An 18,552-nucleotide genomic window follows, 5' to 3' on the forward strand; every position below is an offset into this window, starting at 1 on the left:
AAGTAACTGGCAGGGGCGGAGAGAGTCGAACTCCCAACACCCGGTTTTGGAGACCGGTGCTCTACCAATTGAACTACGCCCCTATATCTTTAACATACAAACTCAAACGTGAGATTTCTTACTCATAGACAAGTGTATTGATTACTGAAAGTGCTATTTTAATTTATTCTTTGTATTTGTATTTTTTTTATTTATTATTTTATTATCAAATTTTAAATTTCATATTGAGCATTTCTAGTATTTTATAAGCAAGAAACATCTACTATTGAGTAACATACGATTCTCCTGGAGATGACCTTAGATAATGCACTATTATTGCCAGTAAGTAAGCGCTATATATCTTTCTTGAGTTGCGCATTGCATAAACTCATACCTTTAATATAAGATCAATATCTTTAATTTTAAAATAATTTATTTTTCTACAATGTATCTACTCTTATTAGATAAACCTTGAAATTTATTGATACTAGTTAAGTAAAGATATCAATTCAGTTAAATACTGAATATCTATCTATATTTTCATCGCAAATTTTTTTAGAACCTTTTAAATAATTAGAAAATTTTTTCTCAAAACAAATTTAGTGACTAAATATTTTCAGAAGTAATTTATTCTACACACCACTACACTAAATATTTTTAGTGTAGTGGTGTGATATGACAACTTCACTAACAATAATCTGTTCACTGTATTTTATACTCACAGAAGTTGATATTCATCTTTTTATCGAACTTCTTTAAATCTTGAATAAAAAACTCTTAAAATATATATTTTATCTATGGAACATAAAGTTCTAATATTAAACAAGTCACTACCAATGTTGGTATACGCGAATAATATTAATCTACTGCTCAAAATTAAATTTTATACGTTAAAATGACAACTTTAGTTAAATAAAAATAATAGATTAAGAAATTTAGCTAATTCATCTAATTAAGATAGAGCTCTTAAAATTAAGATAGTACATATTTTTACTAAATACTTTTTTATTTTCAATAGTAAAAAAACCTTAGAAATTATTTATAATATTATGATTGTATATTAATCGTATTAGAAATAAGTATAATAATAACACAAATAAATAAATATTTCAATAAAGTAAGTTCTTGTGACTTAATCAATAAATATATATACCCTGAGAAATTTATATATACTAAATATTGTATATATTTTTATACGCTAAAAAATATTTATTCTAGAATTCCCTTTAGAAGATTTTCCAGTAAGCATGTTTTATATTACTATTTGAAATTTTAAAAAAGACATCATCAGACATAAAACAAAATTTTCTAAAACAATATAAATCAATATAAAAAATAATACAACATATTTTAAAATATAAACTTTAATTTTTATAAATTATTCTCTTTCTATTATACAGAAAAAATTCAATAAAATCTTAGAGAATACAAGATTAATGAGTAGAATTCCTATATTTATTTTACATAGATTCGTATGCTCACTTTTAAATTTTTTATCTATCTTGTAAATCAATGTTTTAGATTAAATCTAAAAATATAATAAAGACACACAAACTCTTACCTAGTTTATTACTGTAACATTTACACTAAACGACACTTTAATAAATATTTATATTGAAAAGTATTCTAAATATTATCAAACTATACGTGTAAAATGGAAACTTACTTACATAACACCACAATGAGAAAAGAATATTATGATTGTAGTAATACCATCTACTACACCTACAATGAAAAGTTTTTACAAAATTATCTTATTTATTCATATTACAATGCCTGGGCAACAAAAATAGCATACAAATTTAATTACATATGTATATATTACTATATTTTAATCAGCAATTTTTACTCATTGATATGTGTAATTATTTCCATTTTATAAAATAAATACTTTGATTATTGTAGCATACCTAGTTTTATCTGATTTTTTCTTAACACTTACACTTAACCATTTTAAGTTCAAGATACAATTAACAATGATTCAAGACTAAAATGCTTTTCTTCAAACAGGAAGCTGACACTAATCTTTTTTATTTTTTCTCTACCGAGATTACAACTCATATAAAATATTTATTTATTACTTATATACTAAAAATTTTACATAATTTTAGTCGATTTAGGTTATTTTATTTTTATTCTAAGAAACTTTCTGTCTTCTAAAAGTTTGATATATGACAGCATAACACTAATTTATCTCAGTCTTGATACTTCTAAAAATTTTAGCACAAAACATATCTCTAACCAAAAAACACTTAGATATTTCTGCTTCAATTTTAGACAATTATTTAAATTAATAAATGTGTTCCGCAACTTCCGCATAAGTTAACTTAACTAATGAGTAGTTACTCATTTTTAAAAAACAATCACTACTTTTCTAAATTAACATCTTATATGTATAGTTTACTTTTCTTTTCATAACATGCAGTAATGCATATGTTATTGTCATAGTAACATTTTTAATTTTTTAAATTATATGCAGGTAATCATTAAAAATGAATATTACAGTTTTAAAAATAATGAGTTACATATATTAAACTAAATTTTATAAACATTTCTAAAATAGATTTCAAAATAGTAAATACTACTTAATTTAATTGATTGTACTCTTATCTATATATAATCCGGTATTGTTTCGCAATTAGTTAATACAGTATTAAAGGTAATATTATTTCACTTTTAATCTACTGAGCAAGTAAAGACCGAAATAAATAGTCTCTTTTTTATTTTTTCGAAACTTTCAGCACTTTTTTATAAGTAATATTGTGACAGCATATAATTTTATTAATTCCTGATGTAATCATTATATATCATCATTTTGAGAATATAAAATTTCTATTACTGATATGTAAATGCTTTTAACTTTTATTTTACTCAATTTTTTATAATAGTTTTCTATAATAGCGTCAATACAATCTATAAAATTATCAAACACCTAAAATCTTAGTCTTAAAAGATAATTGTTATATAGTAAAAATTATGAATGACTATACTGAACCTTTTACATTCATGACGCAAATATTTAAGATCAGAATCTATTATTATTTTTACTAACTAATCGTTTTTATTCTATTGGTGATACTTATGCTAATTAAGTAATTAACATATTACTAACGTGTTCTTCTATGAAAAACATACAACCCATGTGTACTAAATTAATTAATTTATCACTTAATTAAATAAGAAGAGTTTATTTTATGTTAGGCATTTTTTATTGAGATATTTCATAATAATACTTATGAATCAATCTATATTCAGATATTGTAACACCGCTTATCTTTAATTTCTAATTGAATAATTTTCTATTAATTACAACACAGTTTTTAAAAAAATTAAATTAAAAATTAAGAAATTTTATATTATAAAAATACGTAACCTTATAATAATATATTTTAAATTTAAATTTTTTTTAAGAATAATGGTGGAGCTAAGCGGGATCGAACCGCTGACCTCCTGCGTGCAAGGCAGGCGCTCTCCCAGCTGAGCTATAGCCCCATAAAAAATTAACAAGATATTTATTATTTTTTAATAAAAATACAGATAACTAAAGCAAATTACAGTAAAATATAGCTTACGAAATACTAATCACATTACTTCAGTATAATAAAATTATGCAAAGATAAATACAGTATCTCATTAATAAACATATATTAGTAAAACAACATATAAATAAAATTTGGTAGGCCTGAGTGGACTTGAACCACTGACCTCACCCTTATCAGGGGTGCGCTCTAACCACCTGAGCTACAAGCCTGTTAATACTGTCTAACGATATTTATTAAAGAAATTTTCTAAGTCAGTAGTGAAAAAACTTTCATAATAAGAAATAAAGTAAACTACAGACTATCTTATATGACTCGTATAATTATACGACTTTAGCTATTGATTATAAAATGATAAATGCTTATTTTAAAAATAAACCATTATTTCTTTTTATAATTTAATATAATAGTATAGTTTCACAGAAATATATGCAAGTTTTAAATTTTATTACTTTCACAACCTTATCTAAAATGACTCATAATATTAACTCTAGTAATAAAGAGAGTAGCTCACTTTAATTTTTTTACTACACAATACTTTATAAAATTTAATATAATATGTATAATAATTAACTTTAACATTTCATTATATCACGAATCTAGTATTAATTATAAAAATTTATAATAACTGAACATAATTGTATTTTATCACTAAGAGTATTAGTATTTTCTTAAATGACTGAGATTTAAAAACAACAGTTTTGTTTATTTGAAAATACAATTAATTACATATGTCATAGATGAAATCTGTTACCACTGTAACAAAACTTTACATTGAGAACGTTGATTTCACTGAATCTTTTACGAAATTTTTTAAATATTAAAAGTGTATTAGTTTTTTCATACCATCTCAGTAAATAACATATTTTATTGTTTTTAGCTTTTATGAAGTTATATGAGTTTTTACTTTTTAATCATTCTCTTCTCAAGAGCTAATTTATAGTGTACACTATAGTGTCTAAGTTGAAAAGTGCTATCTCTTTAAGTAAAAAATTTTTTAGTTCTAAACTAAGGAAGTATTTATTTGCATTTCTTTTTACGCTTTCGAACTTAAAGTTGCAGTTTTTATTTAAAAAACAGATTTATTATAGATGTTTATTTTATTACTACTCATAACGTATGCATGTCTATACAACGTACATGCATTATAAATATTATTCTTAGGTTACAAGTCTATATTTCAAATTGAAATTACATATTTTGGTCTATCTCAGTGTACTGTCAGCTATGCAATTTTAATTTATAATTAATCTTTTTATTACGTAGTAAATACTTTTATAAAGCTAAAAGCATGACTTTTTTATTGACAAAATAACATAGTTAATAAACTATTATCAATTCTTCATTCATCTATAATTCAGATGAAAACATAGCTATATATGTAGTATGCATTTATTGCACTCTTAATTTTTGAAAATTCTCACTAATTATATAATATTTTCCCCTTTAACTTTTCAAAAATAAATCAATGTATAAGTTTTTATATTTAATACTTTAGATTTTATATTGATTGTTAATTTCTGAAAAGATCATCTTCTATATTAGCAACAACTAACACAGAAAAAAGAAAGAAGTGCAATATATTCAAAAAATTTAAAACTTATGTTTTATCTGATTTATCACAAAAAAACTCACAATATTTATAGTCTCTAATAAGATTTTAATAAATTAAATTTTTATCACAATAACATCAAGTATTATAGAAAATTTTTTATATTCAAAATATATATTTTACCTTAAAAATACATTTCTATATATATTTTAAAGTATGCGCTATAAAATATTATTTTAATATTTTATATTTATTTTTTCATTTTAAAACATCAACAGAAATTTTATTATAATTGATATGATCACACTATCTCTACCAACAAAGCTTTTTATTATTATTTCGCTTACATGTATTAGATTTCATTTGCAATGAGAATTACATTTATAAAATAATCACATATTTTCATTTAAAGAACTTGATGATTCACTAAAATTTCTTTAGTGGTTTGTGTTATTAAAATAGATTGTTCACTAATTCATTTAAATCAGTTAATTTATTCATGTGTAGTGAAGATATAAAAATAAATATTTAATATTATTATTTTGAATGTCGACACAGGTCATGTGATACTTTATTAAAAACATGTTGCTTAAATTTTTTATATTAATTTTAGATTAATATTACAATATATTCATGCTATCTTCATGCACACACAGTTATTTTTAATATTTTATTTTATTAAATATTAAGATTGCAAATTCGTTTAATTTGATAACAAAATACATTTTTATAGAATCAGAACATTTTTGAAACTATTTTAAGAAAATTCTTCAAAAAAATAAGACACACTTTATTTCTAACAAAATTATTGTCAAAAAATAAAACAATCCTGTTTAAACTATTTTCTTTAAAAAATTAAGCTTTTATAATATGAAATAGTTTTATATTACACTCATTTTCTTATTAAATTCTCTATTAGATGCAGTTATTAGAACACATAAATATTTATAATTCTAGTCAAATATATAACGAGAAATAAGTCCCCATTACCATTCGTGCTTTTTGAACTGTTATTATGTTCATATATCCTATGAAAATTATAAGAATTTACAGAAATAAACATTAATAATAAAAGTATTTTAACAAATTACACTCTTTCACTTCTCATCTATAAAATACTCCAGATACCAATGTATATGAAAAAACATTATATATTGTTATAAATTTTCAAAAACAGTTTTAATAACATATACTAATTAGTCATTTTTTAAGAAAAAGTAAATATATAACTATTTTTAAAATTTGCAAAAAAATTAAGCCTAGCCTAATGAATCTAGAGTGAAAGAAATATAACTGATATGATCTTTATCATAATAAATAGATACGATTATATTAATTTTATCATTATTTCTGTAAAAAACATTATAAATATAAATATAGATCATAAAAATCTATGATCTGAGTAAAACGTTTTCTACATTTCATATTAGTTCACGATAAAAGATTAATAGCTCACTAATAAAATTTTAGTAACAATAAGTAGAATTATTGATAAAATACTTGCCTAGCTTTACCTGGCTTGTAGTTAAAACAATATTCAATTGTATGTATGAAATATATTAAAAATATTCATTATACAATTTAAGAATATGTGTAGATAACTATGCACTCATCATATAATAAACATTGTAGTTATTATCGCTAATAATTGATTTATTAAATATTCAGTATGTTACCTGAAAAGCATTATGCCGAATATAAAATAATAAAAATTTTTTCGATGTTTTTCTTCATGAAGTTTATTATTGTTTCGTGTTAATTTAATATTAAATTTTACAATGCAACTTCATTACTAAATTCACTTAGCCTAATTATCAAACACGACTGTAAATTTAAAATACTGTTATTACTCTGAAGTACAATAATACCTAAGAGGTAGAATACTTTTGATGAACATAAATATTACACACATACTCTTGTATAAAACTAATACAATGAGTTAATAAAAATATTTTTACATTAAAAATATATAAGCATCATTAATTTTTACGATTAACAATATAAGTAAAAAACTGTATATTATTTTAAATCATTTATCATCCTATTATAAAAAATATTTTTTTCGCTTCTATTGTAATTCATTGTTACGTACAGTTTATTATTTAAAGTATCTGTTTAGTTAAATGAACATTTATCACTAGGATAAATAAAAAAAACTATAGAAATGCGATCTTTATATTTATCTCAAAAGCTAAATCTTACATCACTTTTGAAAATTTTCAGTTACTTATCTTGGATATCCTTAAAATGAATCTACACTTTCACTTACTTAATATTTCAAGTGGTATACAATCACAATAATATTTATAAAAATATGAAATAATAACACTTCTTCTAATAATTTTTAAAAACTATCACCCATTATCAGGAGTGATCAAAAAAAATAGCATTTTATAATTACATTTTCTAAAATTATCATATTTAACGATAAGATAATAATCTTAAAAAATCAATCATAACTTTTAGTAAGTAATTTTATTTCAATTAATCTAAATATTTTTTTACATAAATTCAACTAATCCAAAAGATACATTCAACTAAGATAAAATAATCTTACTTACTCAAAGTTCTTGTAATTCAATACAACACAAAATCTAAACTTTATACTGATACTATTGAATTTAACGTTTAAAAATGTAAAATTAAATATAATCTATTATATTTATTTCGTTTATAAATACATTAAGATCATATGCATGTTATAAATACTACAAACTATTCCTAAAATAAATTAATATAATAAGTTATAAATATATAAAATCTTCTTATGATTACTTAAGTTTATAAAATTTTATAACAACAATTTTAATAATACCTACGTAGTTCCATGTCACTGTAAAAAATTTAAATTAATCAGAAGCTTTTTACTATTCATTATACTTTAGCGTAAAATATATTAAGATTGTTTTACTCTATTATCCTTCAGTAAAATCTGCACGCCTATTAATATTAACACCCAAAAAAATACCTTAACTAACTAATGCGTTAACCTGAAAAAAATAAAAGAATAATCACACATTATAAAGAAAATAAAATGCCATTACACTAGCAGAGAAAACATCATGAAATAAAAAAGACTTATAGTATGAATAATTAATTAATACGATAAAGCATATAATAGTTATGATTACGTATAAAATCTCACAGTATTAAATTTACAGTTTATTCTCTGGTTATTTATATTTATTCACTAAAGTATTTAATCATACTCTCTATGTATTTTTACATAATTATCACAATGATTATTTATCGATCATATACGAGAATTACAATATCCTAACATTTCATTACGAAAGAGAGATTGACAGCAGATATACATCAATTTTTTAAAACTACGACTCCTGGTTTCTAAAAAATAAAAAATATAGCTTAAAAAATTATAAATCTTACTATTAAATTGTAAAATATTAAACAATCAAGCAAGAATTCCAATTCGGAAAAATCCATAATAATCATAATGAACATTCTTGAGAATTATTTTTTTTGATACATTAATACTAAATACCACATTTTTGTGTATTACTAAAAATTCCTTACAAAGGTATAAAATTCTTTAAAATAATTTATATAGTGAAATTCGTTTTTTTTGGATATCAAAAAATTCAATATTGCAATTTTTCTCAAATGCCCAATACAAAAACTAATATTTATCGTTTAGTAATTATATACTAAAATAACATAAATATTTAATATTTCTTTTTATCTCTTCAGAACATTAATGATTGCAACAATGTCCTGCTTTACATAAGGTATTCACGTTAGTTGCATAAAACTTTATTGAAATATTCAAATACTTATATATTGATATAATTGAATACATATTCACAACAAAATTATTTTTATTAACTCACTTTTATTTTTTAATAAACTAAAATACTATATAATTAAGATTTTTTAATATTGGTGTCTTGATTATACAAGAAATAAATATTATATTTTTATAAATGTTATTACTTTCATTAATTGTTCTAAATTATATTATTAAAGTATTTTCTACTATTGTTTTATTTATTATTTAAAAATCTAAATGTATTAACATTATTTATCTTATATATAAACAGTAATATATTTTATAGGTATTATTATCTTTAAAAATTAAAAACAACACTTATAATATAAAACTATAAGGTTTTTAAAAATTCATCATCTATATTTTTAACAAGTGAAATATACTTAACAATAGATGATACTATATCATTATACATAATTAAAATTAAGACTAATTAATAATGTTAAATTAATCAATGAATATAAAATATAATATTAATATTAAGAATTAATCATATTTACAAAATATTTATATTATAAAAACTTTAATAATGAATGCTTGTAATTTAGAATAATAAATATAAATTTCTCATATAATAATTATTATATTATAATTAATTATTATTTTCAATGATCATATAATAAATATATTTATTAATATTTGAAATATCATAACCTTGAAAATGTAAATACTAAATCTCACTTTTAGGTTATATGATTATTTGTACATTATATTATGATATAGTGTTAGTAAAAAAATAGATAATGATATATTTTCTTAAAAAACTTAAAGAAATTAAAGGGATTTTATTGCAATCCTATCAAAATAATGTATTAAATGAGCATGTAACTCTTAAAAAATAATAGCTAATTTTATTAAAAACAATTTTAATTTTTAGTTAAGCAATTGAATATTAATAAATTTAATTATTTCCATGAAAAAACAACTAACAAAAAATTAAAAGTATGATTAATAACAATTTTTTAACATGTTTTAACCACTATTATAATATCTGTAATATCATAACGCACCAAAACTTAAAGTTCAAAAACATACTTACACATTATGTATATCTCATTATAACTATTTCAGTAATAAACTCTATTAATATTATATACAATCTAAAATAATCAATACCAATTAAGTGTGATAGATTATATGAGTACTAAATATATCTTTTATGAAAATGAACATACAAAACTTTACAAAAATTCTTATTTACCCACATTACTGCATTAGCTCCCTATAAAAATCTAATTTACTACAAATTTAAAAAACCATTCCGTTAAAAATATTTGTATACAAATACGACACGATCTTACTTCAAAATCAAAATAATACGACGTAATAATGTTAAACTTACTTACAAGATATTAAAGAAGTACTATGTACTGCACTAAAAATAAAAAAAGAAAGTACTTTTTCTTAGAAGGTATTCTTATCTGAATATATTAAATCATAATAAAATACTAAAACCTGCTAACTTACCATAAAGTACATTTTAGAATTATTGAGTATTTTACACATAATTAAAATAATAAATACTACTTTTATAAAATATAGTATAGCATTACATTATCTTCTATAGTACTTTATATTTAAAAAATTTAGATCACTCAAGACATATTCGCATACCTTACTCCTAGGCATTATGTTAACAGTATAAATTGAATTCTACTTTAGTATCTTAATAATTAAGAAATAACTATAATATACAATATTTATAATACTTTCGCTTAATAAGCGATATTATAGTATAAACATCGTTGAAATGAATAAATAATTTCTATAAATTAAAGATGTGAATACATTTTCCTATTTGTGACATGAATTCTATACCATAATTACATCGGATAAGATTTACTTGTTAATATTCCGCCACAAGATATCGTTTGATATCAGAAATATTGAAATACAGCGTATTTTTGTAATTTATATATATAATACTCACGCTTTAAGTATCAATAACATAAAAGAAAATTTCACATTTCACAAAATGCACCTAACGCAAATTGCGTTTACTATATTTTTATTGAAGAATCCAGCAAATTGTATCCTACTGTAACACTTTTCTTTCTAAAGTTTAATACAGTAATATATACTATTCTGACTCATAACATTATTGTAACTTATTTCTTTCTAAAAAATAATTTTAAGGACTTTATAGAGATGCATAAAAAAAAATCACATACTTTAACTTTTAAATAAAGTGCAGAGAGATATAAAATAAGAAATCTTAAAATATCTGAGTAAGCTTTAAAATTCAGATGCGTATAGCTTGCTCGAGCTTATTAACCTCTGATAAATAATTATATTACAAATATTCTAAATAGGCTTTAATGAGGTTTATTAGAAAGCGCTTGGTATGAAACTAATAGATCATAAGTATTCTTAAAACTTTAAGGACCTTCTAATGCTCCATCCAAAAAATTGAACAAATAGCTCACCAAATCCAAAGTACTTGACCGAAAAATGTTCGTGATTTACGTGAAGATTTCGATAAAAAATTACGTTCACTATTACGATATCAAATTAGTCATCTCAATTTAGTTAGCAAAGAAGAATTTGCTATTCAGAGACAATTTTTTTACGTACTCACGCAGAATTGTTGCAGATGGAAAAACGGATAAAAGAATTAGAAAAACTTTGTATTTAATACAAATCTATCGCAGATAAACAAGATAACAATTATTAGCTCAATAAATGAATTAAACCATATAAAACATAATTTAAAATAATAGAAAATTGTACAGAACTGTGGAATAAGAGAAGTAATTTACTCATTTTATGATAAACTTAATAACGTTAGTTATTGAAGTGTCACTTTTAAATTAAGCATTATAACTTTTTCTATATTCTGACTTGATTGCCTTAGTATCAGTCATTTATTAAAGATAATAATATACATCTTTTATTAACATAGTAAGTGGAACTGTACTCATTTAGTTCTTTAAAATAGCACACTCTTAAAAATATAAACCCTCATGAATAGATGATGTCTACTAAACACCATCATATACTAATCAATATAATTTTTTTACCAAGTGTTAATTGATTGAGATTTATTGCAATAATCAGTAAGTCTATTACTCAGCTTACGTTGCATAATATAGATCATCACCATGCTCTACACACAACGTATTCAAAGTAATCTAATTTATAAAAATTAATTATAACGCAATATTGAATCTATTATCATTTTAAAATGATAATAGATTCAATATTTTCACTTAATACGTAAAAATATTACAATATTTAATTTACTCACTATTATTTTATAAATTTGTATTCATTAATAAAATTCACTTCATCTACTAGTTTTGATAGCACATAATTGATGATTTTAATGTTTTTATAACAATGCCTTTCATAACAAAAATATTACAGACTTTTTATCCTTGTATTGATATGGATATAATATGTTATAACCTTAGAGCATACGTATACTTTATTCTCATAAATTATTAAAAATATATTTAGATCAAATAATAGTAATAATTTTTATATCTTTTAACCTATTACCATCATCTAAAATAATCATTTTTCTTCAACCTAATCATGTTTAACATCAATAAAATAATAACACTGTTATTCTTTAAAATTTTTATTTCAGATCAATTTATTAATTGATACAAAGTTCACTTTCTTAATAATTAATACTATTTTGTATTTAAAATAATACTTATTTAGTATAATATATTCAAAATAATACACTAATATAAGATAAGGTTTATTTAATTTATCTAGTATAAAATCAAATTAATATTTTGAAATATTTATCTCAAAATAAGAGAAGGTTAATTTTTAATTTTCTAACAAAATACATTATTTTAATAATCATGAAATGAGATGAGAACACCAAAAAAATTAAAGATGACTTTTACTAAATTTAACATTTTAATTTAAAAGTCAACAATCTTATAAATACTAACAAGACTTTTCAAGCTTGATTTATTCCAAATAACACGAAATGAATGGCTAGATTCTCCATTGAGACATACTGAATTCTATATTATTTGTACCATCAAAGTCCTAAGTTTTATTAAGAAATATTCTTTGATGTCCATACTAATAGTAGTTTAACTATGACATTCTTAAAAACAAAACATTTTTTATTTTTAATGAAAAAATTAATTTTATTTTACACTTTAACTTAAAAACACAACATTAATTAGTGCTGTCATACTAAAAAAAATATCTCATTAATTATATAATACTATTATAATCAATATTTTAAAATCTTTTGACTCTTGATAAGGATACAGAAAATTCATATTATTGTAGATCTACTACAATATTTTTCTACACAAAAATAATTAAAGCTAGATTTAAAAACTAAATACAGATATTTAAATAGTTTTACTATTTTCATGTACATAAAATACACATCAACTTAATAGATATTTTATGAACTAACGTTAACTAATAAAATTGAAACGTAACATTTATTATATTTTCGCTTTAAGCAATTCCCTATAGTATATCATGCATACTATTTAAAAAATACATTTCTATAATTGTTATCTAACAATATGTTTTATATAAAAAATTATTATTTACCCTAGAATTTATTAAAATTCTGTGCAATTATTTACATCAATACATATCGAGTGTCTGCGATGATGAATCGTGTGATGTCGCTATATCTTAACCATATAATAATAGTTGCACGTTTTATCTATCTTCTGAATGTTGTTTATATGGATAATTATAAATTAATATTAATCTTTTAACATCATTATCAAGACTTTATTAATTATATTTTTTACGCTATGTCTAGAAAACTTTCTCTATGTATTTATCTATGTTCAAAATTTCAACAAATAATATCAGGTCATTTTATTCAAATCATTAAGAACATGTTTTACTTACATCTGCTTTTTAGATAAAAAATACTATAAACCAATAAAGCACGTATATGTATATGTCTGTAGTTATATGCACCTTTATTGCTAAGTATTAAAGATTTGATTTATTAAAATATTTTTAATTAATCTAAATGTTTTAAAGATTTTATATTTTTAGAAACACATAAAATAATAATACTGAAAAAATTTTTGAATAAATTTTGAGATATACTAATAATATGTTAAGTATAAAAAATATTTTCACATACTCAACAATTACTGTTTCATAAAATATTAATTCTGCAAAGAAATACAAAACTATAAACCATCCTTATTATCACTATTGTTTTCATTCTTTTCTTCATTCTGTTTTTTTTGAAATTTTTGAGTACTTTTTGAGTAACTTTGTTATATTTTTGTTTTTAAATTAATGTCAAATAGAAATCACACGAATCTTCCATAAATATTAAATATTCATGTGATTCCGCGTAAAGATTAAATATTATCAGATCACGACCGGAAAATAGAATGTAAGTTTAAACCATCACACGTAAAATGAAAATAGTGAAAAACAATAGTCAAAAATGCAAAATAAATACTTAGTAAAAATAGAAAACAACCAAGTATAAAAAACCATTCAAAACACCCCATCCGATAGAAAAATAAAACTAACTGCATGTACCAGATCTTATCCACCTTTCAAATAAAAAAACAAAATAAATATTACTAAAGATAACCGGAAATTACTAGATATTACAAATAGCAAGGCAAAGTTTTTAAGTAGTAATCTAACCAAAACAAAGTTTATTCTTTTTGGTGCGTTAAAATAAATAATACCGCGGATGTTAATTGACTATTTATACGTAAATTTATTGTAGCTAAATTACTAAAGCAATATTATATGATTCATGAAGTTTACTATTTAATAAATTAATATTATAGTTAAGACTGATTTATAAATACAAAACGCATAAGTGTTTTAAGAATTATCTCATCAAGAAAGTAAAACAATAGTTAAGACAATATATAGTTATATTTTGTCTATTATTAATGCTAAAATAGAGAATAAACCTGTAAACTACAGAGTGTAGCTATTTATGATATTTAGCAATTTTTTATTAAAACAACTGAATTTATTTTGAGATTAAATTCGAACTATTTTAAAGACATTTTTATTCTTCACCAACTATTAGTTAATCTGCATATTTATCTTGCAATAACATAATGTCAAATTATGCATAAAAAATAAGCAATATATATTATATTCATTAAATTATCATCAATTAATACAAACATAAGTGTATATAACCAAAAATAAACATTTACATAATGCTAAATATTCAATATCTCAATAGCATGAGAGATTCAATACATCTTAATGATACAATAATATGCAGAATTATCTTTAGTACATATACATAATTCCAATCGCTTATTAAATTTTCAAACTAAATAAATTTTCTCAGTTAACTATGCTTCTAAACAACTGATTAAAATCATATTAAATAATTTATTTCTTATTTTTTTAAGAAAAAAGTTGCTTAGACAAATGTGTTTACTATGGCTTTTAATCTAAGAACAAGTATAAAAAAATTAAAAAGTTTTACATTTATTTATTGTAATAAAAATTAAACTAATAAAATATACTTATATTATTCAGTAACAGGTAAAATAACTTGCTTCTGACGCCACTGAGTTACATTTTCCACTAACTGACGAGTTAGCTCTGCACGTATTTTTTGGCCTTTAAATCCCCGAGAAATAATAGGTTTTACACTAATAGATTTCACGCTAGCAAAAGCTTGACGTAAAAATTGCGCTTGTGGATAATCTCTTTCTTCAAAACCAGTTCTGCCTCGCGCATCAGATTCGCTGATGATACTAAGTTGTTCAATACGTTCAGGTTTTCTCCAACTATCTAATTCATCAAATAATTTAACAATCTCTCTTGCAGTGAAGTGATTAATAACATGTATCTTATCATGAAACCGAGCAGTAAGTCGAGATAATTCTCGTATATGATTAGGAACTTTTAAACGGTCACATAAGTTATTAATAAGCGCAACACCTGCTTCACCATGATTAGGATGGCTAGGCAAAAATTTTTTTGGTGTTAATGCCTTTCCAACGTCGTGACATAACACAGAAAAGCGAATCTTAATATCAGATGATAATATAGAGGCAATTTTCAATGCCATTAAAGTGTGAATTCCAGTATCAATTTCTGGGTGCCATTTTTCAGGAGCTGGTATACCAAATAAATTATCAATCTCAGGAAAAAGTGCTACGAGTGCACCACATTGACGTAACACTTCTAAATATACTTGTGGAGCATCTGATATTAAAGCTTTTTCTGTTTCTGACCAAACTCGCTCAGCAGTTAAGTGTTTTAGCTCTCCAGCTGCTACCATTGACTCCATCAAATACAACGTTTCATTTGAAATTTTAAAACCTTTTGAAGCAAAACGAGCAGCAAAACGTGCTACCCGTAAAATGCGCAAAGGATCTTCAGAAAATGCATTAGAAACATGTCGGAGAATACGATTATTCAAATCATCGACACCATGATATGGATCTATAATCTGCCCTTGTGAATTTTCAGCGATAGCATTGATGGTAAGATCTCGACGCAGCAAGTCATCCTCAATGGTGACATCTGGTGCACAGTAACAACTAAAACCAGTATATCCTGTGCCTATTTTTCGCTCTGTTCTTGCTAAAGCATACTCTTCATGAGTTTTAGGGTGAAGAAAAACAGGAAAATCTTTTCCTACTTGTTGATAACCTTGATCTAAAATAATTTTTGGTGTGACACCTACAACAACATAATCTCTATCAGATACAGGTAAGCCAAGAAGTTTATCACGTACGGCACCACCAACAAGATATATTTTCATAATAAATCCCTTAGATTATACAAAAACCATTACGTTTTTTGTAATCAAGGATAATATAAGGCGTTATTAAATTAAATATAAGACCAGTACTAGAAGTGCTATTATTTATACATAAACTACAATAAATTCTTTCCCAATCGCAACTATCGAGGTTTTTCTTCTGAACTTATTAGTTTTTATTCAATTTCGTTAATGTATTTTCAATTGTTAATTTTTAGCGTTTCATGTAATATTAATAAGATATCTTCTATCAAAGATCAATATTATCGTAATATTTAATTTTCTCATATCCATATAAGAAAACTTTTTATATGCTTTAGATATTTCTACGTTATTATCTTAAATGTTATACTAAATTTTTTAGTTTATTTTAGTTTAAGTAAATGATCACTAATTGAGAAAAATTTAATTTTTACAAATATATTAAATATTCACTATGAAATATTTATATCTTTTTACTAGTGTCAATATATAAATAATAAATTCTTATAATTCACGATAAACATTACATTCTTTACACTTATTTAATATTAATAAGTAAAATAAAGACATTAAATATCATGTTGTTTAATTTGTTTTAAATATATTATTATACTTATGATAATATATTTTCTACTATAACATGAAATAGATTTTAATTATCCAATATTAGGTAATCTATTTTGATTTTAAGTTCTTTTGATATGTCATGAAGAAAGTTCATTCAAAATTAAAATGAATAAATCATCACTTTAACCACAATTAAAATTTATTTTTTTTATTATTGTTTTCTAAGTTAAATAAAACTTTCTTTATATTATTTGTGTTATTTTATTGAATCAATAAATATTATAAAATAATTACAATGTCAACAACTTTTAAATCCTTAAATCCTGTTTGGCATTTTTTACACCATAAAAAGAATAGATACACTAGATACATCACATTAAAAAAAGTATTTAAACTTCTCATTATTCTTTAATATTTTGTGAGATTTCACTAACTTTTTAAAATACAATAACTCAATATTTAAGATTGCATGAACAATATAAAATATCTTGCATTTGCATCTTAACGATTTTTCTCAATAACAATGCAGCATCCCAAAACATTATTATTCGCATCGAAAATAATCAAAAAAAATGTAACTTGTAGACAAAACACATGACTTTTGATTCAGAAAAATAAGATATCAAATTACTTTTTATCCGTAACATTCCTGTCATTATTACAATTTTATAAAAATTTAAGGTAAACAGCTCATACAGTATTTCTCTCAATTCTATAATTTTTACTCTATCCTCATTTTTAACAACTGTATCTGTAAATTATAAAAGTAATCGTTTATGTTCAAATAATGAAATGATATAGATAGCAAGAATTATATTTTATAATACCTTCTCACAAAATCAGGATTATATTTCTAATAATTTTTTAAAGTTTAAAAGGTTCATATAAGTAATAGATTTTCTCTCAACGCATTCATAAGGAAAATTTTGCACTAGTAACCAATTTTTTGATATATAAATCTGTACTAAAAACATATATTTAAGATTCTGAAAAGAATTTTTTTCAACTCTAGAAATAACAATTCCATACATTAAAATATTCTTTACTTTATTTAAATATTATAAATTTTTACTTTAACATAATATGTTAAATAATTACCTTTGAAAAAATTATCAATAAGATCTTGTGTCATACAAAATCTTTAAAAAATTAAAATCAGTCACAATGCATCATTGCAAAATTCTATAATTATTATGCTTAAATCTAGCTTGACTAGACAAAACACATATCTATTAAAAATAGATTTATATTAATAACTACTAAAACTTAAGATGATCATATTTGTACTAATCATCTGGTATTTTGTATGCATTGTTATTCTTTATATAAGCTTATTCGATAAGCTGTATAACGATACCGTTATGCTAATATACTACAAATGATTTTTTTAGACATATAAAGTATTTTAACAAGTGGAAAA

Annotated in this window: 1 protein-coding gene and 3 tRNA genes; all 4 read right to left on the reverse strand. The window is 22.3% G+C overall.

Going from position 1 to position 18,552, the window contains the following annotated elements; translation table 11 throughout:
* Positions 1–7 precede the first annotated feature (7 nt).
* Positions 8–83: transfer RNA gene (locus GFV14_RS03285), tRNA-Trp, on the reverse strand.
* 3,312 nt (positions 84–3,395) lie between these two features.
* A tRNA-Ala gene (locus GFV14_RS03290) sits at positions 3,396–3,471 on the reverse strand.
* Between the two features lie 182 nt (positions 3,472–3,653).
* Positions 3,654–3,730, reverse strand: a tRNA-Ile gene (locus GFV14_RS03295).
* Between the two features lie 11,608 nt (positions 3,731–15,338).
* Positions 15,339–16,583 carry a multifunctional CCA addition/repair protein gene (locus tag GFV14_RS03300; RefSeq protein WP_457914242.1) on the reverse strand — a complete coding sequence of 415 codons (1,245 nt, stop codon included), beginning with the start codon at positions 16,581–16,583 and terminating at the stop codon, positions 15,339–15,341.
* Positions 16,584–18,552 lie beyond the last annotated feature (1,969 nt).

It is taken from the genome of Candidatus Hartigia pinicola, assembly GCA_020541205.1.
GTDB classification, from domain to species: Bacteria; Pseudomonadota; Gammaproteobacteria; order Enterobacterales; family Enterobacteriaceae; genus Hartigia; species Hartigia pinicola.